19 protein-coding genes are annotated in these 21,251 nt (G+C 43.5%); 10 read left to right on the top strand and 9 right to left on the bottom strand.

What is annotated here, in order from left to right:
* The first annotated feature begins 140 nt into the window (after nt 1–140).
* Nucleotides 141–770: a redox-sensing transcriptional repressor Rex gene (locus BI182_RS00650; RefSeq protein ID WP_070372068.1), complete on the top strand. Its 630-nt coding sequence runs from the start codon at nt 141–143 to the stop codon at nt 768–770.
* A gap of 176 nt (nt 771–946) precedes the next feature.
* Here the strand turns inward: BI182_RS00650 and BI182_RS00645 are convergent, their stop codons facing one another.
* From BI182_RS00645 to BI182_RS00630, 4 genes are all read right to left on the bottom strand, one after another.
* Nucleotides 947–1,327, bottom strand: a complete 381-nt coding sequence (locus BI182_RS00645) for a helix-turn-helix domain-containing protein (RefSeq protein ID WP_026394608.1) — start codon at nt 1,325–1,327, stop codon at nt 947–949.
* A 129-nt stretch (nt 1,328–1,456) separates the two neighbouring features.
* Nucleotides 1,457–2,287, bottom strand: a complete 831-nt coding sequence (locus BI182_RS00640; protein ID WP_286804819.1) for an FMN-binding protein — start codon at nt 2,285–2,287, stop codon at nt 1,457–1,459.
* A gap of 26 nt (nt 2,288–2,313) precedes the next feature.
* A complete protein-coding gene (locus BI182_RS00635) occupies nt 2,314–3,936 on the bottom strand; it encodes a putative manganese-dependent inorganic diphosphatase (RefSeq protein WP_070372066.1) in 1,623 nt (540 codons plus the stop codon).
* Between the two features lie 16 nt (nt 3,937–3,952).
* On the bottom strand, nt 3,953–4,891 hold the full coding sequence (locus BI182_RS00630; RefSeq protein WP_286804816.1) for an alpha/beta fold hydrolase: 939 nt from the start codon (nt 4,889–4,891) through the stop codon (nt 3,953–3,955).
* 190 nt (nt 4,892–5,081) lie between these two features.
* Between BI182_RS00630 and BI182_RS00625 the strand changes: the two genes are divergently transcribed.
* Together BI182_RS00625 and holA are read left to right on the top strand one after the other, a co-directional pair.
* Nucleotides 5,082–7,502 carry a DNA internalization-related competence protein ComEC/Rec2 gene (locus BI182_RS00625; RefSeq protein WP_286804815.1) on the top strand — a complete coding sequence of 807 codons (2,421 nt, stop codon included), beginning with the start codon at nt 5,082–5,084 and terminating at the stop codon, nt 7,500–7,502.
* A gap of 58 nt (nt 7,503–7,560) precedes the next feature.
* The gene (holA, locus tag BI182_RS00620) at nt 7,561–8,577 is read left to right on the top strand and encodes a DNA polymerase III subunit delta (protein WP_286804814.1); all 1,017 of its coding nucleotides are present in this window, start codon (nt 7,561–7,563) and stop codon (nt 8,575–8,577) included.
* Nucleotides 8,578–8,815: 238 nt separating this feature from the next.
* Here the strand turns inward: holA and rpsT are convergent, their stop codons facing one another.
* On the bottom strand, nt 8,816–9,082 hold the full coding sequence (rpsT, locus tag BI182_RS00615) for a 30S ribosomal protein S20 (RefSeq protein WP_070372062.1): 267 nt from the start codon (nt 9,080–9,082) through the stop codon (nt 8,816–8,818).
* A 177-nt stretch (nt 9,083–9,259) separates the two neighbouring features.
* Here rpsT and lepA point away from each other — a divergent pair, with 177 nt between their 5' ends.
* Nucleotides 9,260–11,065, top strand: a complete 1,806-nt coding sequence (gene lepA, locus BI182_RS00610) for a translation elongation factor 4 (protein WP_070372183.1) — start codon at nt 9,260–9,262, stop codon at nt 11,063–11,065.
* Between the two features lie 63 nt (nt 11,066–11,128).
* Here lepA and lsrF read toward each other — a convergent pair whose 3' ends face one another.
* The 4 genes from lsrF to BI182_RS00590 are packed head-to-tail and all read right to left on the bottom strand — an operon-like array spanning nt 11,129 to nt 14,025.
* Entirely contained in the window at nt 11,129–12,007 is an 879-nt protein-coding gene (lsrF, locus tag BI182_RS00605; RefSeq protein WP_286804809.1) for a 3-hydroxy-5-phosphonooxypentane-2,4-dione thiolase, read from the bottom strand.
* Between the two features lie 2 nt (nt 12,008–12,009).
* Nucleotides 12,010–13,008, bottom strand: coding sequence for a dihydroxyacetone kinase subunit DhaK (locus BI182_RS00600; protein WP_286804807.1), 999 nt, complete (start codon nt 13,006–13,008; stop codon nt 12,010–12,012).
* 44 nt (nt 13,009–13,052) lie between these two features.
* On the bottom strand, nt 13,053–13,373 hold the full coding sequence (locus BI182_RS00595; protein WP_286804805.1) for a VOC family protein: 321 nt from the start codon (nt 13,371–13,373) through the stop codon (nt 13,053–13,055).
* Nucleotides 13,374–13,398: 25 nt separating this feature from the next.
* A complete protein-coding gene (locus BI182_RS00590; protein WP_286804803.1) occupies nt 13,399–14,025 on the bottom strand; it encodes a dihydroxyacetone kinase subunit L in 627 nt (208 codons plus the stop codon).
* A gap of 206 nt (nt 14,026–14,231) precedes the next feature.
* On the opposite strand from BI182_RS00590, the gene BI182_RS00585 reads away from it, so the two are divergent.
* From BI182_RS00585 to BI182_RS00560, 6 genes are all read left to right on the top strand, one after another.
* A complete protein-coding gene (locus BI182_RS00585) occupies nt 14,232–15,155 on the top strand; it encodes a sugar-binding transcriptional regulator (protein WP_286804801.1) in 924 nt (307 codons plus the stop codon).
* A 176-nt stretch (nt 15,156–15,331) separates the two neighbouring features.
* Nucleotides 15,332–16,099, top strand: coding sequence for a DeoR/GlpR family DNA-binding transcription regulator (locus BI182_RS00580; protein WP_286804799.1), 768 nt, complete (start codon nt 15,332–15,334; stop codon nt 16,097–16,099).
* Between the two features lie 370 nt (nt 16,100–16,469).
* Nucleotides 16,470–17,624: a uroporphyrinogen decarboxylase family protein gene (locus tag BI182_RS00575; RefSeq protein WP_286804798.1), complete on the top strand. Its 1,155-nt coding sequence runs from the start codon at nt 16,470–16,472 to the stop codon at nt 17,622–17,624.
* A gap of 28 nt (nt 17,625–17,652) precedes the next feature.
* Nucleotides 17,653–18,285 (top strand): cobalamin B12-binding domain-containing protein, encoded by a 633-nt coding sequence (locus BI182_RS00570; RefSeq protein WP_286804797.1) that lies wholly within the window; start codon nt 17,653–17,655, stop codon nt 18,283–18,285.
* A 96-nt stretch (nt 18,286–18,381) separates the two neighbouring features.
* Nucleotides 18,382–19,194 carry a methyltetrahydrofolate cobalamin methyltransferase gene (locus tag BI182_RS00565; protein WP_286804795.1) on the top strand — a complete coding sequence of 271 codons (813 nt, stop codon included), beginning with the start codon at nt 18,382–18,384 and terminating at the stop codon, nt 19,192–19,194.
* Between the two features lie 296 nt (nt 19,195–19,490).
* The gene (locus BI182_RS00560; protein ID WP_250935697.1) at nt 19,491–20,978 is read left to right on the top strand and encodes an FGGY family carbohydrate kinase; all 1,488 of its coding nucleotides are present in this window, start codon (nt 19,491–19,493) and stop codon (nt 20,976–20,978) included.
* Nucleotides 20,979–21,251: the final 273 nt, after the last annotated feature.

The following is a 21,251-nucleotide window of genomic DNA, read 5'->3' as shown; positions in this document are numbered from 1 at the left end:
CTGTTTTCGTTTTTGTTCAGTTATTTGAGTTCACTTTTACTATTCTATCAAAAAAAACGGCAAATTAAAATGAATAATTTGACGTAATTGGTTCATATTGATATAATTAGTTGACTATCCGAAAGAAAGGAGAAGTAATCATGCATCGCTTCTCAAAAAAAGTATCAATGACCGTCGTAAAACGGTTACCGAAATATTATCAATATTTAAGTGATTTACAACTCAATGATATCGAAAAAATATCATCCCGGGAATTAGCAAGTCTGATGGGCCTGACAGCTTCTCAAATTAGACAGGATTTGAATTCTTTCGGGGGGTATGGACAACAGGGGTACGGCTATAATGTGGGAGAATTAAAGGAGGCTATCAAGGAAATTTTGGGTCTTGATAGTGAATATAATTGTATTATCATTGGTGGCGGGAATATGGGTCATGCCATCGCAAACTACGAACGATTTAAGCGGGAAGGTGTGATTTTAAAAGGCGTCTTCGATGTTGATCCATTGACTGTAGGTACAGTCGTTGGCAGTGTAGTAGTAAAACATATGGATGAACTTGATGAATTTGTCAAAGCGAATGAAATTGACATCGCCATTTTGTGTGTGCCCCGGGAAGTCGGTCAGAAAGTTGCAACCCAGATTACAGAACTGGGTGTGAAAGGTATCCTCAATTTTAGCCCATTGGATTTGGATGTTCCCAGTGATGTAGTGGTTGAGAATGTTAACATTACAGATAGTTTATTCACGTTAACTTATCTGCTGGGTGAGTAAAAGATTAGTTGTAGAGTATGGGAAGAGTTTGATTTTCTTTAATCAGGCTCTTTATATTTTGCTCAAAAAAGAAAACACAACTGCGGATATATCGGTGAATTAAAAAAGAAACACTTTCTTTGTGTTTCTTTTGTTTTATAACAAGTTATTTAAACATGATTTTCGTAGTTTTTGATTTACTTCCCACTGGAGCTCTTAAAATTAATAAAATCCAGAACCTCTTGCTTATAGCTTTCCGGGAAAGAGAAGTACGAAGAAAAAGAATCCACTTCTTCGTTGGAAAAAACGTAAGATTTCAAAAATTCTTCACATGTCATCGGTTTCGGGTTGCTTGGTAAAAGCTTTGGCTGATCGGTTCTACATAATAAATAGTCCACAGAAACTTCAAAGAAATCTGCAATTTTTATCAGTAATTGGTTTTCAGGTAAGTTTTTATCTTTTTCATACTTGGAGATAGAGCTTTTATTTAGATAGAAAAGATTGGCAAAATTCTCCTGTGTTAATCGTTTTGAAATCCGCAACGCTTTTAATCGGCTGCCAAAAGTATTGTTTTCCATTTTTTCACCTTCTTTCAGTTTAGAATTGTTGGCATAAATGCACTGCCTATAGCGTAATTATATCACGTCTTTAACATTTGTCAAGATTTACGGTTGAATTAAAGGAATAAATCTTAAAGGGATAAAGCATCAAAAAGGCGCTCTTGCTTCTCTTAAGAGTCGTAGACATTCTCCGTATTTGACTTTTTCTGGAGATGCTTCATTGGCTGGAAATGGACTTTCCAGAGACTGACTGCTAAGAGCAGTCTTCGTTATTGTGTCAAATAATGCATTAAAGTCCGTATTGGCAGGAGGATCAGTTGATTTGCGTTTTGATTTTCCGTCTTCGGTTATAATTTCATCGTAACTCAGAGAGACCAGCGTTGATCCGTTAAAGGTTGCCTGAAGAAATCCCTGATAGCCATCATGGTCGGGGTTGCTGGTGATTGAATAAGTATCGAGGGTGTCAATTTTTATTGGTTCATGATCACCTTTGCTGGCCAGATCCAGAATTGCCTTGGACAAACTGATAAATTTTTCGGATGTTTGTGTCGCACCGGATATAGCGTCAGTTTCATCAGGATTTTGCGACATCAGCAATTCGCTATAAAGGCGGAGATAGAGAGCACTTAAATTTGCCACAGCCAGATTGGGCCAGGTTTTGTCAGAACCCTCGACAGACAGGCGATCAGACTTGTTTTTGTCGATTTCGTTTAAGGTTACCCGTGTAATTAGGCCGTTTTTTATTAAAAGGTTCAATTGTTGGCCATAGCCCCGAGTGTCATAATATTTTGTGCTTGCGGAATACTGACCATCGATCAGGGCGCCAGAAATATCTGCCGAAAAAATTGAACCAGTTGCGGGATCATTGATCAGTTCTTTTTCAACGCAGCCAGTCAATAAAAGCGATAGCAAACCTGAGACCAGAAAGATAATCACCAGTCGAAGTCCGATATATTTTTTGGATTCATTTTTTTGCATCATTTTCACCAAAATCTGGATTCGTTTTAAAAAGAGGAGGCGTTCATCAGCGGCGGCACAATCTGTTTTTTTCGGGAAAAAACACCATTCATGTATTTGCTGAATTCACCGGGTTGAAAGCCAAAAGCCAGCTGGGCGAGATTTTTAGCTTCACCGGCGATGATTAGTTCGGAGCCCCCTAATATAATGTCGGTAACCATTAAAATAGCCAGATCCAGGCTTTCTTCTGCACACAATTTATTCATTTCCTGCAGAACCCCATCCAGTTTGTCAAAGATACCCCGGAAATCTCCAGTATTGATTTGTGAAACCCCAATTTTATAGGCTCCCATGGTGAATAGCTTCCGATCGGTGGAGATAATTTCAAAGGGGTGCATTTCTTTTAAATTACTGCCAGCCACTAACATTTTTTCGCCGTAACTCTTAACATCGAGATTCAAAATTTTCCCTAATTCCAGGGCAATAACCCGGTCTTCTTCAGTGCAGGTGGGAGAATTAAAAAGCAGCGTATCCGAGATGATTGCGCTGAGCATCAGTCCGGCCATATCTTTGGGGATGGCAACCTGATGCTCATGGTACATTTTGGCGACAATGGTGGCGGTGCAGCCAACTGGTTCAATTCGCAGATACAGTGGTGTAGCAGTTTGGATTTCAGCGACCCGATGATGGTCAATCACTTCAATGATTTCAGCTTCTTCAACGCCAACGATCGACTGGTTGCGTTCGTTGTGGTCGACCAGAATCACTTTTTTCCGGCTAAAGTCAATCAGGTTGCTACGGGAAATGGTTGAAAGAACCCTCCCGTCGACATCCACCACGGGGAAACGCTCATGATCTGAGGTTAGCATGTTTTTTTTGACATCATCGATGGTTTCGTAAGTCATGAAATATTCCAGATGGTGTTTCTGGTAATATTTTTTGATCGGAATTCCCTGACAGAGTAACCGGATGACTTCGAAGGGACCAAAGGCGACAATCAATACGGCCCCCTGGTAATTTTTGGGAATATCAAAAACGATATCTGGAGATGCATTGGAAACAATAATAATTCCGGCACCAGTGGCAAAGGCCCGGTTGAGATAGATATCCTGTGAAACGGTAACTAAAATGTCTCGACTGCTTAAGGTTTGACCATCCTCGATTTCGGTAATGGTATAAACATCGCCCCGCACTAGTTCGGATTTGATTGAGCCATAAACCTGAGCTTCAAGTAAATCAATGATGTTATCCAGTGGGGTTTCGCTGTCCCGCAGCAGCGATTTTGAAAAAGCATCGGTGTAGGCGGGAATAATATCGGACAGGGAAACCATCCCAATGAGCTGCTCTTCATCGCTGATTACAGGTAAGGAGCGGCCAGGATGATCAATAATCTGGCCCATGGTTTTTGAAACGGAGTCTTTTTCATAGGCCATCGAAAAATCAGTCAGCACCAGGTCTGAAACCTGGGGTTTGACATCTTTGATCAGTTCGGGTAAGCTGACGCCAAAAGTATCGAGAACAAACTGGGTCTCCTTATTAACGGGGCCCAGCCGGGCGGGAAAGACCAGAGTATGTCCCAGGGTTTGCTTTAAATGAGCATAGGCAATGGCTGAGCAGATGGAATCGGTGTCCGGATTGCGGTGTCCGAAGACATATATTTTTGGGGTCATCGGTGGTTCTCCTTATTTATTTAGATAATGAATGCGTATTTAAAAATCGCAGGATGTCTCTATAGACTAATTCTCGTTTATCTTCGTTTAGAATTTCATGTCGCATCAGCGGATAGAGAATCGACTCGACGTTTGCGACACCGATTTTTTTTAGCTGCTGGGTTAGCTGCGTTACTTCTTTGCCCATGCCACCAACGGGGTCATCCCGGCCAGCTAAAAAAAGCAAGGGAAATTCGCTGGGGATTTTTTTGAGATTCGACGTTTTGGTGGTGTAATCAAGACCATAAAACAAATCCCGGTAAAACCCGGCACTACAGGTAAAACCACAGAGATCATCGCTTAAATAGGCATCGACGTTGGATTTGCTCAGGGAGATCCAATCATATTCAGTTCGGTTGGGTTTAAACTTTTTATTATAGCTACCAAAGGATAGCTTGGATAATAGTTTGGAGGGGGTGGTTTCACCATTTTTGCGGATCTCCCGGCGGGCAATGATGCTGGCGGTTTTGCGCATTAAGTTGTTGATACCGACAGTTGTGCCGATGATGATTGCCCCTTCATATAATTCTGAATAATCAATGATGGTTGTGCGGGTAACCACCGACCCCATACTATGACCAGTGATAAACAGCGGCAGTTCTGGATAGGCTTCTTTAAGCGCTCCAGAAATTTCTTTGACATCGGAAACAACCCGCTCCCAACCGTTGCCACTGGAAAAAAAGCCCAGGTTACCAGCGTCTTTGCCGGTTTGGCCATGGCCCCTTTGATCGTGGGTCACTGCCAGGTAGTGATTGTGAAATAAAAAATTCATTAACTCATGATAGCGTTGGGCATGTTCAGCCATACCATGAACAATCTGAACAATACCCTTTGGTTTTGCGGGGCAGGGGGTTTCGTAATAGGTCAGTTTGACCTCATCAGATGCATAAAAACCATTGGTTGTTAAATCAATCATTTGCGGTCCCCTCTTTCATTTGGTCTTCTTAAATCTATTGTCACATTATAACAAAATATCTTAAAAAAAACAGGTTTCCCGTACTAAAAAAGCGGTAATCAGTGTATAATTGAGATAATATCATGGGATAAGGGGTATTGACAATGAAATTAACGGTACTGAGCACGAATAGACGACTCAGCCAGAATCAATGAAACGACCGTTATTATGGGGCTTTTTTACCCTGAGCCTGGGCATTATTGGGGTTTTTGACCACTGGCCAGTGTGGTTGTTGCTTGGCGCAGCTGTTTTGCTGGCAATAATGCCGTTTTTGCTTAAAGATACCAAAATAAGCCAGGTGGCATTTGTTCTTGGCTTGTTCGGTTTTGGGGTAGTTTTAGGCTCCGGAGCCTTCCCGGAGACGGATATTCTAGGCAGCTTTTATGAACGGGAGGTGTCCCTGATCGGAGTCGTTAATGATTACCCGATTCGCACCGAAAATCGGTTAACGATCAATCTGACAGCTCGTGAAATAGTAGATGCTGACGATGAAAACAATCGTTTTGACAAGACTGCTGGGATCAGAGCAACCGTCTACTATCAAAGTGATGAAGATACCGCAGAGGAGCATGTTTCATTAACGACCAACGAAGAGCCGCAATTCGATCTGGCACCTGGAGATCTGGTGTTAATGAAGGGAAAATTATCTCAACCATCAGGTCAAAGAAACCCAGGCGGATTTGATTATGGACTCTATCTTAAAGCCCTGTCAATTGAGGGATTGCTGACGGTTAAACCGGAAAATATCCGCCAAATTGGTCATCAAGTGCGTCTGTATGATCGAATCTTGGGTATTAAACACCACCTGGAACACCAGGCGGAGCTCAATTTTTCAAACGATGTGGCAGATTTGCTCAAGGGCGTTGTTTTTGGTGAGAAAAATATCAATGAGGAACTTGGCCAGAGCTTTCAGGACGCTGGAGTGACCCATGTTTTATCGGTTTCCGGACTCCATGTGGGCTATGTGTTCTTGATGCTTTCTTCTCTGCTGTTCATTTTGAAGATTAAAAAGCAGTACTGGATTTTATTTTTAGTTCCTGCTTTGTTATTTTATGTTGCCCTCACCGGTTTTGCGGCACCGGTGATCCGAGCTGCCATCATGCTTCTTTGTCTCACTGGCGGCCAGAGACTGCACCGAGAGCGGGATGCCCTGAATCAGCTGTGTTTGGCGGGAATAATAATTCTTTTTATCTGGCCTGCCCAGCTTTTTCAGGCCGGGTTTCAACTTTCCATGGGTGCAATGTTGGGGATCATTCTTTTTTATCTCCCGTTGTTGTATGCTTATGAAAAACACCGAAATAAAAAACGGGTTAACCAAAAAATCAAAGCGGGACCGGTGATTCAAGGTCTGGTGCTGACTTTTTGCGCCACAGTGGGAACCCTGCCGATTCTCTTATACCACTTTAAGAGCTTTACGCTGATGAGTTTCCTATCCAATTTGCTGGTGGTGCCGCTGATTGGCGTCTTTTTGTTGGTGGGGATGGTTTTTTTGGCAATCGTTGCGATTGTTCCCGGGTTAGCCCCCATCATATCAGTGCCGATCGAATTTTTAGGGGAATCCATCGTAGTGGTGCTCAAAGGAATTAATGATCTGGGAAATGCCGTAAATTTTGTGAGAATCAGTCGGGGCGGATTATCCCTGGCTGAAATGGCACTGGCGTTGTTGCTGGTCTTTCTGTTTTCCGGTTATTTTTATCTCCGGCAACCCTATGTTCGAAATACGGTAATCAGTTTTGCACTGGTGTTGGTGCTGATTGTGGCAGCAACACCGCTGTTTCCCAGAAATCTGGTCGTTACTGTTTTGGATGTGGGTCAGGGCGACAGTATTTTAATTGAGACTCCGGGTGGTCAGAATTATCTGGTTGATGGGGGCGGCTATCTTTTTGAACGAAGCAATCGGGTCGCAGATCGGGTACTCTACCCGGTTCTTTATGCTAAAAACATCAGGGGATTGGATGCCATCTTTTTAACGCATAACCATGTCGATCACAGTCAGGGGGTTGAAGAACTGATCTTTGACGGTTATCCGGTCGAGAATCTCTTTATGAGTGTTCAGACCAATAACGACGAACTCCTCAATCAGCAGCTGGTTCCAGTGTCTTTGTTAAAAAAGGGGTCGGTGGTAAAAGGGCGTGACGGTGTAACCATTACGGTGTATAATCCAGACGGTCCGGTCCGTCCGGTAGCGGATGAAGAGCAGAATAACGCGTCGCTGGTGATGGCTCTTTCCTATCAAAATTTTAATCTATTATTGTGTGGAGATGTAGAAACCGAGGTCGAAAAACAGTTGATTGCCGAATTGCAGGCCGAAAGCGATGAACGGGACTTTCAAGTGATCAAAATTCCTCACCATGGCAGTAAAACCTCATCTTCGCTGGCTTTTTTACAGGTGGTGGAGCCGGAAACTGCAGTGATTTCAGTGGGTGCCAATAATTCCTTTAATCATCCCAGTGATGAAGTAATGAATCGTTTGGAGGAAGAAGCTATCGCAGCACTGCGAACCGATCAAAAGGGCGCTGTGGAAATTACCAGCAATGGTGAATTCATTCGCATTAAAAGCTATGTAAATTAAAAAGTATAAAACAATTATAAAAAAAGCAAAACTCAACCTAAGTTATTGGAGAAACAATGTGAATTACAAAGAACTTAATAAAAGCTTAAAAAACAAAGAAATCAGTTCAGTCTATCTGTTTACCGGTCCAGAACAGTACATTGGCCATATGATGGAAAAAACACTGATCGGTACAGAATTGGCCAAGGGCTTGGAACCCTTGAATTTGACCACCTATAGCGATAAAAATTTGGATGTCTCGGAATTGTTGGCTACCTGTGAAACACTGCCGATGATGAGCAGTAAGCGGATGGTGATTGTCCGGGAAGAGGCCCAGTTGGATAAGATTTCCGATAAAAAGGATTTGGATGGGATTGCTGCCTACCTGGAGAAACCCTGTCCATCGACGCTCTTAATTATCTACTGGGAACAACCGGACAAGCGTAAAAAACTGTACAAAAGTTTGATCAAGACAGGTACCCTGGTTGTGTTTGAAAAACTGGATGCCAACGACCTTAAGGCCTGGATTACCCGGCGGGTTAAAAATGCCAATAAAAAAATCAGTCGCAGTGAATTGGAGCTGTTTATTCAGCGTTCGATGTATTTGATGAATGAGAAAAAAACCATGGAGATGGTCGACAATGAACTCAACAGTCTGATTGACTATGCTGGGGATCGCAATGAAATCACCAAAGAAGATATCCTGCTGATCTTACCGCAGTCGATTGAAGAGGGGATTTTCAAATTGATTGACTATGCCGTCAGCGGGCAAAAAGATCAAGCCTTGCTGATGTTGAATCACTTTTATCTGGAAGGGGAATCCCCTTTTGGTGTCTTTAGTCTATTGCTTCGGCAAATTCGGATGCTGCTGATGGTTAAAATATACAGTGCCCGGGGATTGCCGGCCAAAACAGTGGCGACAGAAATGAAGTTGGCCCCATTTATTGTCAATAAGCTGTTAAAAAACGGAAAAAATTATCCAATCGACAATTTATGGGAAATTATGCTACTTGGAGCAGACCTTGATGCTCAGATGAAACTGGGGGAAATCGATCAAAATTTTGCCCTGGAATTATTTTTAATGAAGATTGGATAAAACCCAAATGCTTTGGATCAATGCGCGGGATTATTAAAAAGGATAGACATGCACCACTAATGAACCCTTAGTTATTGGTGGTGCGGTAGGATTGCGATAACCGCCAGTTTTGTAGCAAATTTTTTGCACCGACAAAAAGTTTGGTTGTTTTTAAACAATAAAAAAAGATGTACCTGAGTAAGTACATCTTTGGATAGACCCTAGAGACACGGGTTTTGGGAATATATAAATGAGGTAATTAAGCAGTCATCTTGTTTAAGATTCTAGCCAAAGTACTTTTTTTACGCGCTGCTGTGTTTTTATGTAAAACACCTTTTGTAACAGCCATATCAAATTTCTTTGTTGCTAAACGAAAAGCTTCCTGCGCTGCTTCGACGTTACCTTCAGTAACTGCAAGTTCAAATTTTTTCACGGTTGTCTTAAGATTAGTTTTCACCATCTTATTTCGCAGACGACTGATTTCATTTGTTTTAGCTCGTTTCATAGCCGATTTAATGTTAGCCATGGGTTCACCCCCCTCATTTATTTATAACATAGCAATTCTAACACATTTACAGCGACTTATCAAGAAAAAACGTGACAAAAAAAATATTTCTTGATAGAATATTGATCTAGGCATAAAAATCAGGAATTAAAACATAATTTAACCATTGATATAGATTTGAAAGGTGAGGACAAAAAATTGACAAACAAACAAAAACATACCCGAAATTTTTCGATTATTGCCCATATTGATCATGGCAAGTCAACGCTGGCGGATCGGCTGATTGAAGACACCGGGCTGATGAGCAAACGGGACATGGAAGAACAGTTTCTGGATAATATGGATATTGAGCGGGAGCGGGGCATCACTATCAAGCTGCAGGCGGTTCGGCTGCTGTATACTGCTGATGATGGCGAAGAGTATATTTTAAATCTGATTGATACCCCGGGTCACGTCGATTTTACCTACGAGGTATCCCGTAGTCTGGCTGCCTGTGAAGGGGCCTTGCTGATTGTGGATGGTTCTCAGGGAATCGAAGCTCAAACCATTGCCAATGTTTATCTGGCTATGGAGAATAATCTGGAGGTTATCCCGGTCATCAATAAGATCGATCTACTCAGTGCTGACCCGCAGCGGGTTAAGGACGAGATTGAACATGTAATTGGCATCGAAGCCCAGGATGCTCCATTGATTTCAGCTAAAGCGGGTCTTAACATCCGGGAAGTGCTGGAAGCAATCGTTAAAAAAGTGCCACCACCAGATGGTGATGTCGATGCACCGTTGCAAGCGCTGATTTTTGACTCCTATTATGACCAGTATCTGGGGGTTATTGCCTCGGTTCGGGTCGTTCAGGGGAAAATCCGCAAAGGCATGAAAATTGATATGATGGCTGTCGGTAAAAGCTTTGAAGTTAATGAGGTTGGCGTCTTTGGAAAAGGTCTGTTTCCCATGGATGAGCTTTGTGCTGGTGATGTTGGTTATGTCAACGCCGGGATTAAAAATGTCCGGGACACCCGGGTAGGGGATACCATCACCGAAACTAATAATCGGGCCAAGGAACCCTTGCCGGGTTACAAAAAAGTAACTTCCATGGTTTTCTGTGGAATTTATCCGGCTGACGGCTCCCGTTATGAAGATTTAAAAGAGGCCCTGGCTAAGCTACAGCTTAACGATGCCTCACTGCTTTATGAGGCCGAAACCTCAATGGCTCTTGGGTTTGGCTTTCGTTGCGGATTCCTTGGATTGCTGCATATGGAAATTATCCAGGAACGACTGGAACGGGAATTCAATCTGGATCTGGTGACGACGGCCCCCAGTGTTATTTACAAAGTCATCAAAACCGACGGTACTGAGTTATGGGTGGATAATCCCACCAACCTGCCCAATCCGGTTGAGATTAAAACCATGGAAGAACCGATTGTCAATGCCGACATCATGGTGCCTTCTGAATATCTGGGGGCGATTATGGAATTGTGTCAGGAACGTCGGGGCGTTTATCTGACCATGGATTATGTCGAAGAAAACCGGGTGATCCTGAAATATGAACTGCCCCTGAATGAAATCATTTATGATTTCTTTGATGCCCTGAAATCCCGAACCCGGGGCTATGCTTCTTTTGACTATGACATCAAGGAATATCGGCCCTCGGATCTGGTTAAACTTGACATTCTGTTAAATGGCGAACTGGTGGATGCCCTGTCCTTTATTGTCCATCGGGACAAGGCGGCGAACCGGGGACGGGGAATTGCCAAAAAATTAAAAGAAGAAATCCCCCGACAGATGTTTGAAATTCCAGTACAGGCGGCCATTGGTACCAAGGTGGTGGCCCGGGAAACGATTCGGGCGATGCGTAAAGATGTTCTGGCCAAGTGCTATGGCGGCGATATCAGCCGGAAACGAAAACTGCTGGAAAAACAAAAAGAAGGTAAGAAGCGGATGCGTCAGGTGGGTAATGTGGAAGTACCGCAGGAAGCCTTTATGGCGGTTCTTAAACTGGATTCCTGATTTAATGAAAGAAAAACCGGATTGGATGAAGAGCTCGTCCAATCCGGTTTTTTTAAATTTTTGTCAACGGGAAGAAAGATCACGATAGAATTCAAAGGCTTCGGTGCCAGTGAACTTTTCGTGAACAACCTTGCGGATGCTCTGAATCATCGCCACCGGGTTGTCGGCCTGGAAGACGTTTCGGCCCATATCCACCCCAGCAGCGCCTTTTTGAAGGGCTTGGTAGGTTATTTCCAGAGCTTCCTGCTCGGGAACCTTTTTGCCGCCGGCGATAACAATCGGAACCGGACAGGCAGCAGTCACTTCTTCAAAATTATCGCAGTAGTAGACTTTGACAATCTGAACCCCGAATTCTGCCAGCATCCGGGTGGCCAGGGAAAAGTATTTGGTGGTGCGTTCCATCTCTTTGCCCACCGCCACGACGCCCAGGGTCGGGATGCCATAACGGTTGCCGGCATCGACAGTTCTGATGATGTTTTCAATGCTCTGGCATTCATGTTCCGATCCGATAAAGGCCTGTATCGCCATGCAGGTGGCGTTCATCCGAATCGCATCTTCGATATTGACACCGATGATTTCTTTGCTCATATCTTCTTTGAGCACTGAACTACCTGCGGAACAGCGCAGGGCAATGGCCTTGTTGTGATTCGGTCGGATACAGGTGCGCAGGGCTCCCCGGGTGGCCATCAGCACGTCCGCATAGTCCTGGAGAGGGGGGATAGCCAGGTCCATTCGCTCCAATCCCTGAGTGGGGCCCATGATATAGCCATGATCGAAGGCCAGCATGACGGTATGACTGCTGACAGGATCAAAAATTTTTGATAGCCGGGTTTTCATCCCCCAGTCGACATCGTCCATCCCTTTAACGTGGAAACTCCGTTTTTCCATGGGGTGGTCAAAACCAAAATCTTTGGCCTTTTTGATTGAATCCTGATCTGCCATAGTTATCGACTCAAATAAGGCGTTTTAGCCGGAGCTTCCCAAAAGGCAAGTTTTTCCGGATCCATCCGGGCAAAGAAAAGCTGGAAACCGGCCTGTTCCTGAACCGTTAAAACCTCTTCAACCCAGCTGGCCACAATCTTGATACCTTTTTCGCTGAGGTATTTGTGAACCCGTCGGAAGACCAGTAGCATTTCCATGATGGTGGTGGCGCCGGTACCGTTAACGATCACCATCACCTCTTCTCCCGCTTTCAGATCGAGATCGTTAAGGAGGGCATCGGCCATGATCACCGCAGTTTCATCAGCGCTGGCCATTTTTTGGCGACCGCCGCCGCCTTCACCATGCTGACCCATCCCAACTTCCATTTCATCCTCGCCGAGATCCGCAAAGGATGCGCCATTTTGTGGATGGGTAGCCGTTTTGCAGGCCACTGCAATGGTCGCCATATTGTCGGCAAAATCCTGGGCAATGGCGGCTACCTCGGCTAGTGATTTTCCCTGGGCGGCAGCAGCGCCACAGATTTTATAAAGCGGCACACAGCCGACCAGGCCACGACGGTTGGCGGCGTCAGAGCGGGGGGCATTGGCAATATCTTCCTGGGTGACCACTTTAATAACATTTAGTCCCAGTTTTTCGACCTCTTTCATGGTTCGGTCACCGGCTAGCATATCACCGGCATGGTTTAAGACCACCAACAGCACGCCTTTGCCCTTGTCAGCCAGTTTTAAGGCTTCCACCACGGCTTTATAACCGGGGGCCGCAAAAATATCGCCAACAACCGAGATATCGATCATCCCTTCGCCGACAAAGCCTTCCAGAGCTGGTTCATGACCGGCGCCACCGATGGTGACAATGGTAACCCGATCGGCAGTGGCCAGTCCTTTGTTGATGATCAGATTGTGGTCAGTCACCTCAAGAATGCTGGGGTTTGCCAGGGCCAGGCCCTCTAATAATTCTGCTGTAATGTTATCCGGACTGTTAATAAATTTTTTCATCGTCATGGTTTTTCCCCTTTAGATTATTATAATTTGATGAGTAAGAATGGCTATTTCATTTCCATCAGTTCAAGAACGGTACCGTTAACTTTGACAAAAGCAATATCCAGATGGTCATCAACCGTCATCCGTTCGTTTAGAACAATCGCCTGGTGATCCTTGATAAAGGCATCGATGTTCGGTACCTTATAGGCGATGTGGGTAAAATTAACCACATCCGGATGAAACGGAGTACCCTCTTCAAATCGCAGATACTCAAACTTGAAAGGATTGTTATCCGGTCCGGAGATGTGAACCTTTAAACCCTCGGCATAAAACTCCTCTAAAACCGGTTCCTTAACGGGAACCCCGACGTGCATGATTTCGTACATTTTTTCTCCCTTCAGTTAATAAATTTTATGTTGAATATCCTTTGGCCAGTCCCTCATAGAAATAGGCGAAGGTGACTGAGCCGGGATCTTTATGACCTAAACAACGGTCGCCGATATAGCGGGCGCGTCCATATTTAGCCAGCATTCCGGCGGTGTTATCAGAACCGCTTCGGGCTGCCCGGGCAGCTTCTTCCAGTGTTGTTTTCATATCGGTAGTGGAATTGCGGATCACCTCAGTAGCCGGGTCGATGGCGTCCATCATCGTTTTATCCCCAACGACTGCCTTCGAAGTTGCGAAGAACTCGTCATAGGCACCAAGTAGAATCTGCTTGATAAAATCATCGGTAGTTGGCGCATCAGAATCAGCAGCTTCTGCCATGCCATAGACAAAAGCTGAAAACAATGGCCCAGCGGAACCACCGCTGACATCTTCCAGGGCATCTGTGAGGGATTTTAGGCCATCTTTTAGGTTTGTGGTTTCATTCCAGGGCTCAATCTGGTCAAACATCACATGTGTCAGCTTTTTCATGGTCGTGCCATGATCCCCATCGCCCAGAGCACAGTCCAGATCAGTGAGGATATCAACATGATCGGTGATTTCCCGGGCGGCAGTAAGGAGCATCGTTTTGATTTTTAATGGTTCAAGTGGCATTGGCTCACCTCCACAATCGTTTACATCTTCGCCATCAGTATAACAAGTGTCAGGAGGCAAGTCAATCAAAAATAGCATATGTTAGCATTAAAATAGATAAATATTTAATAAGTAACAAAAAATCGAAATATATTGACATATGATAACTATTGTTATATATTAAACAATATAAAAACTGACATTTGTAAAGAAAGTGAAGCAACGAGATGAAAGAGAAAGAGTTATTGCGACTGATCCAAATTTCAAAGTTATATTATGAAGAGAATAAAACTCAGGCAGAAATCGCCCGGATCATGAATATTTCCCGCCCGTCAGTGAGCAATCTATTAACGAAGGCCAGAAAAGCAGGGGTCGTGAAGATTGATATCATGTCCTATGATCACTCCCAAATGGGCTTGAGTCAGTCACTGTGTCAACGATTCAATCTGAAAACCTGTCATGTAATGGAGTCTGGCGAAGATTTTCACCAAACGGCAGCAAGGGTCTTGATGGAGTATCTTGCTAATGCCAGAGTGTTGGGTTTGGGATGGGGTTATAACATCAATAGAGTGATCGAGGCTTTGCCCCAGGCAAAGACTGGCGAAACTGCCCAGGGTATCGTCTGTCCGCTGATAGGAACAGCAACAGTTCCGCATCGCGGTTATCACCCCAATGAATTGGCCACCGACTTGTCTCGTAAGACCGGGTTTCAGGCGGAATACCTGATCAGCCCAGCCTTTCCCACCACCGAACAAGATCAGGAATTGTTTATGAATACCAATAATTATCTGGATATTCTTGAGCGGTGGCGAAAAACCGATACCGCTATTATTACCCTGGGCAGTTTTCCCCTGGTACCGGATCATGGAACAGCGCTGCGGTTTGGCAAGAAACTGACGCAAGAGAAAGCGGTCGGGAGTCTGCTGTCTTACTTTTTTAATTTGCAGGGCGAGCGGATCGAAGGGGATGATGATTACGCCATCCAGATTCCTTTACGGCTTTTGGCTCGGATCAAACATGTTATTGGCATTGTTCCGTCGGAGTCCAACACCAGTGCGGTCATCAGCTGCTTGCGAACTGGCTACATCAAACATCTGGTGATTGCTGAGCAAACTGCCAAGGACGTGATCGATCAAAATGAAAGCAAATGAAAAGGTTGATTTCTTTATGTTGGTCTTGCAATAATGAGGATTTGTAGGTACTATTTAAAATAGAGATCAATTTTCGAATTTGATTTCAGATAAATTTTGAGAGATGTGTTCTCGATGATCAGAATAACCATGAGCTTGATAAATATAAAAAAGAACACATATGAGGAGAAACTGAGATGTTGCATATTGATCGTAGAAAAGAAATTTTAAATACAATTATGAGCAAAGGTTCGGTTAAAGTTGCCAGTCTTTCGGAAAAATATGGTGTGGGTGAGGCGACAATCCGTCGGGATTTAAAATATCTGGCGGAGGAATATGGGATTACATTATCTTATGGTGGTGCTTTCAGAAAAGAAAAAATAAACTATCAGACGACATCAGAAATGGATATTTATAAAAAACGGACCCAGAATATTGAAGAGAAGCGGTTAATTGCTCAAAAAGCGGCAAAAATCATTGATAATGGCGACACCATTGCACTTAATGCCGGAAGCACAGTGGAGCTGATTCTTGACTATATCGAAGATATTCAGGATGTCAATTTAATAACGCTTTCACTGAATGTGGCCTTAAAAGCCTCGGCCATTTCTGGAATAACAGTCTATATGCCGGGAGGAAAGCTACGTAGTTTTTCTGGTGCCTTTTATGGGAAAGAGGCGAATGAGTTCCTAAAAACATTTAATATTGATAAGGCCTTTATGGGCGTCATGGCAGTATCGATTGACAAGGGGATTACCCATGGGGCGTTTGAAGAGGTAGAAATCAATCAAACTATTTATGAAATCAGCAGTAAATGTTATCTTCTGGCAGACTATTCGAAGTTTGATAAGGTTGCACTGACAAAAATGGTTGATTTAAATGTTTTTGACGGTTTTATTCTTGATGATAAAACTCCGGAAATTTATCGGGAATATTGTAAGAGCAATAACATCGAAATAATATAAAGATAATAGTTTCAATTATGGTATTGTATTAATGCTTTGGGACGCATCGAAAATGACGATGCGTTTTTTTATTTGACAATGAAAAGATTTTTGGAAAACGACAATCAAATAAGATGCTATAAATTCGTAAAAAATAAGCATTAAATTAATTAAAAAAAGCATATTTGTTCGATTAAATCAAACATATTAACATAAAGTTACTATAATGTTAACACAAAACTATCATATAATATTGATAAGAAGATGATGTCGTGTTATATTGTAGTTGAAATAAGCGGTAAAGTAAAATATTTTACGAAATAAAAAAATCGAAGCCTCGAAAATATCTAAGAAAACTGCGAATTAATTATGTGTAGAAAGAGAGGAAATAATGAATTCAAGAGAAAGAGTGATGGCAGCAGCCAATCACCAGGAACCAGACCGGGTGCCAGTTGATATGGTACTGACGATTGATGTGTACCGCGATATGAAAAAGTTATTGGATATGGAATATTTGCCAGAGAACCCCAGGATGGGTCGATGGACTGAAGTTCAGATGCCAATTGAGATGATCAAAAAACTCGGGATTGATATGTATTACATTTCCCCGCGATCCGGTGTTTCGGTTCATACCAAGAGTTTTGAAGACGGCAGTTTTACTGATGAATGGGGTTGTTACTGGAAAAAAACTGCCATTGATGGCGGACATTTCTACTTTGAACTGGTTAATCCACCATTGGCACATGCAACATCTATTGAAGACTTGGAGAACTATATCTGGCCGGATCCTGAAGATCCAAAACGTTACGCCGGACTAAAGGAAGAAATGAACGAGGTTCGGGAAACGACGGATCTCGCAATTCTGGCAAAATTTGCCGGAGCGGTCTTTGAACTTGCAACCTATATGCGGGGCCACGAGCTTTGGTATCGGGATATCGTCAATAATCAGGAATTCGCCCATGCTCTAATGGATAAAATCTGTCAGATTCAAAAACGCACCAATGAAGTTATTATGGCTGAGGTCGGTGAATACGTTGACATTTTAAGACTCAGCGGAGAAGATCTGGGGATGCAGGATCGTCCACTGATGTCGCCAAAAACATTTAAAAAAGTTGTAAAACCCCATTTAAAAGAACATTTTGAACATGCCAAAAAGACCTTGCATCAATACAATCCGCAAGCCAAGATTATGCTGCATTCCTGTGGAGCTATCAAACCATTTATCGCAGATTTGATTGATTGCGGTGTGGATGTGCTTGACCCGGTTCAACCAGCAGCAGCTAATATGAATCGTTATGAATTGAAAAAGGAATTTGGGAACGACATTGTTTTTCATGGCAATATTGATATTCAAAAGATTTTGCCTTTTGGTACAAAAGAAGAGATTACCAGCGAGGTTCGTGATGCGATTAGAGCTTTAGCACCTGGCGGTGGATTTTTATTATCCCCGGCACACAATGTACAGGGTGATGTCAGTGCAGAAAATCTGGTGCACATGGTAAAATGTGTTCATGAATTCGGAAATTACCCCATCAATTTAGAATAAAACGTATAAAAAAGGACAGGTGAAAAAAGTGGAGATTTTAAAAAAAATAGCAGAGACGCTTTATGACGGCGACGAACGGGCCATGCCGGGTTTAGTTCAGGAAGCCATTGATGCCGGTTGTGATGCTCAGGAAGTTCTTGATGCGATGATGGCGGGGATGGCGATTGTTGGCGAAGAATTCAGTCGTGATGAACTTTATATCCCGGAAGTATTGTGTTCATGTCATGCGATGATGGAAGGATCGAAAGTATTAAAACCTTTATTAACCGATCAGGACTCGAAGTCGCTGGGAACTGTTATTCTGGGCAGTGTTCAGGGAGATATGCATGATATCGGGAAAAACCTGGTGGGGATGATGCTCGAAGGTAGGGGCTTAAAAGTAATTGACATCGGCATTGATGTGCCAGCCGAAAAATTTGTTGAAGCGGCCATTGAGCATCACGCTGACATTGTCGCCTGTTCGATCTTGCTCACCACTACCATGCCGGAAACTCCAAAGGTTGTTAAAGCGTTTGTCGATGCGGGCATTCGCGACAATGTCAAAATTATGATTGGTGGCGCACCCATCACACAGGATTTCTGTGATCGAATGGGATGTGATGCCTTTGCGAAGGATGCTGGTGGTGCAGCTGCTCTGGCTGTTGAACTGTGCCTAAAATAACAACTAGCTAAATCAGAATAAAGAAAACCAATTGTGGTTGTTGCATAAATCACTTTTGTAAAGTAAAAATGCAACAACCAGTACACAGGAGAAGACATGATAATTATCGGAGAAAAAATTAACGGAACCATTCCGTTGGTCAAAGACGCTATTGAAAAAAGAGATTCCGCTTTTATCGCAAACCTGGCGATCACGCAGGCAGAGGCGGGTGCAGATTATCTTGATGTTTGTGCCAGTACCGCACCGGAACTGGAGATCGAAGCCCTGAAATGGCTCATGGATGTTGTTCAGGAGGCCACTGAGACACCACTGTGCATTGACAGCCCCAACCCCCGGGTTATTGAAGCTGTTTTTAAATATGCGAAACAACCAGGATTGCTGAATTCAATTTCGGGGGAGGGAGATAAATGTGACGTGTTGTTGCCGTTGCTGGCAGGAACCGCATGGGAAATAGTCGGCTTAACCTGCGATGATCATGGAATTCCCAAAGATGTTGAAACGAAGGTAAAGATCACCGAAATAATGGTTGAAAAAGCAGCAAAATACGGCATTGCACCGGATCGGATTCATCTTGATCCCTGTTTATTGGCACTGGCGACTGATAACGAATCGTTTATAAATTTCATGGCGGAAATCAGAGCGATCAGAGCTGTGTACCCGGACATACATATTACGTCAGGATTAAGTAACATTTCATTTGGGTTGCCAGGACGGGCTCAGGTTAATCGAACCTTCATGGCACTGGCAATTCAAGCGGGAATGGATTCAGCGGTAATGGATCCAACGAACAAAGATATGATGGCAACAATTTTTGCGACCGATGCGCTACTTGGACAAGACCGGAATTGCCGAAGGTACAGTAAAGCATTTCGTACCGGGATCATTAGTCCAAATAAAAAGAAAGTCTGACGGACGTACGTTTTAACGAAATGAATCATGTCAATCTCTGAAGTTGCCTTGGAATAGATTGGATGCTAAAAATCAAAGTGTTAATTCAGTTAGCCCATGCCCTCCAATTTATTTGTTTGCATTCCCTATTTTGCAATCAAAACAAACCATTATTTTTCATTCAAGGCAACGTCAGGGATTGACTTATCGAAACGAAGATGTAAACGTTTGTTTGTGATTAGGACCAATGAATATACGCAGACATTTTAGTAAATCATGTTAGGAATTACATAAATTAAATTTTAAAGGAGTAAGAAATGGAAAAGTATGTACTCGTCATTGATGAAGGAACCACCGGTACGCGAGCTTTGATTTTCAATCAAAAACTGCAAATTGTAGCTCAGAGTTATGAAGAATTCACCCAGTACACCCCCAGTGAAGACAAGGTCGAGCATGACGCCGTGGAAATTTACGAAAAAAGCGTGGCTATGTGTCAAAAGGCGATTGGCGAGGCCATGATTTCACCGGAAGAAATTGCCTGCATCGGGATTACCAATCAGCGGGCAACATGTTTGGTATGGGATAAGCTAACCGGTGAACCCTTATACAATGCCATCGTTTGGCAGGATACCCGAACCGCCGCCTTCTGTCAGGAATTAAATGCTGGCGAATGGGGCGAAAAAGCAAGAAAGACCACCGGTTGGACATTGGGACCGGTTTATTCTTCGATGATGCTGAATTGGTACATTAATAATGTGCCTCTGATCAAAGAAAAAATTGCGACTGGCGAAGCCCTCTTTGGTACCATCGATACCTGGCTGATCTGGAAATTAACCGGTGGAAAAAAACATGCCGTCAGTTATTCCAATGCCTCGGTTATGGGCAGCCTTGATTTAAGAACCGGGAAATGGTATGAGGAATTCCTTGCTTTTCTTGGCATTGATACAAAAATATTTCCAGAAATCATTACGGACTCCGGAGATTATGGAGTCGTGCAGAAAGATATTCTGGGTGCAGAAATTCCGATTACCGGTGTGATTGCTGACCAACATGCGGCCTTATTTGCCCAGGGATGCCGAACGGCAGGCACCGGAAAAATCACCAATGGTACGGGCTCATTTTTGGATATCAACGTTGGTACCGAATGCGTCATTTCTGATCAGGGACTGAATACTGTTATTGCCTGGAAACTTGGAAATGTGATGACGTATGCCCTGGAAGGATATGAATCGGTGACTGGTTCTGCCGTTCAATGGTTGAGAGACGGCTTGGAAGTGATTGCCGAGTCCAGTGATACTGAAGCCCTGGCCCGATCCGTAGAAGATACCAATGGGGTGTACTTTGTTCCAGCCCTGGCAGGATTGAGCGCTCCTTATCATGATCCTTTTGCCCGGGGAACGATATTTGGCATCACCCGGGGAACGAAGAAAGCCCATCTGATCCGTGCCACCCTGGAAGGGATCGCCTTTAGACTAAAAGATATTATGGATGTTGTGGCTAATGAAGCGGGCATAAAGATGAAAGCGATACGGATTGACGGCGGAGCCTCAAAAAACAACCTATTGGCGCAAATGATGGCGGATATGATGGATGTTCAGGTAGACCGTCCATTCTCGGTAGAGGCAACCAGTTTAGGTGCGGCAGAAATGGCAGGACTTTATGTTGGGTTATGGAAAGAAGCAGATTTTGATGCAGCCCTGACGATTGAAGCAAGCTTTACCCCGGAAATCGTTGCTGAGAAACGCAACAAAGCATATGATGGATGGCAGGAAGCCATTAAGCGTTCAATGAACTGGAACTACTAGGGGTAATCAAAATAGCATCATGACAGAAGGTTTATGGTTAGTCTTACTGATCGGAACATAATGATTTGATGTTTGTTCCAAAAAAATAGAGTATTATGAAATCATAGCTCCTGCAAATTCAGATAATTTGCAGGGGCTAATTTTGATTTAGACTTTAGTCTGTTGAGCACGCAAAACGTGCGAAATAATAAACCACCTGCTATGCGGGTGGTGGGCAAAAGGGTTATACCCAAAAATCACCTTTCCATGTAAGATAGAGATGTTCAGGCTCTA

Source organism: Acetobacterium sp. MES1, from assembly GCF_002237635.1.
GTDB lineage: Bacteria > Bacillota > Clostridia > Eubacteriales > Eubacteriaceae > Acetobacterium > Acetobacterium wieringae.
This window is presented reverse-complemented; position numbering and strand designations above follow the sequence as displayed.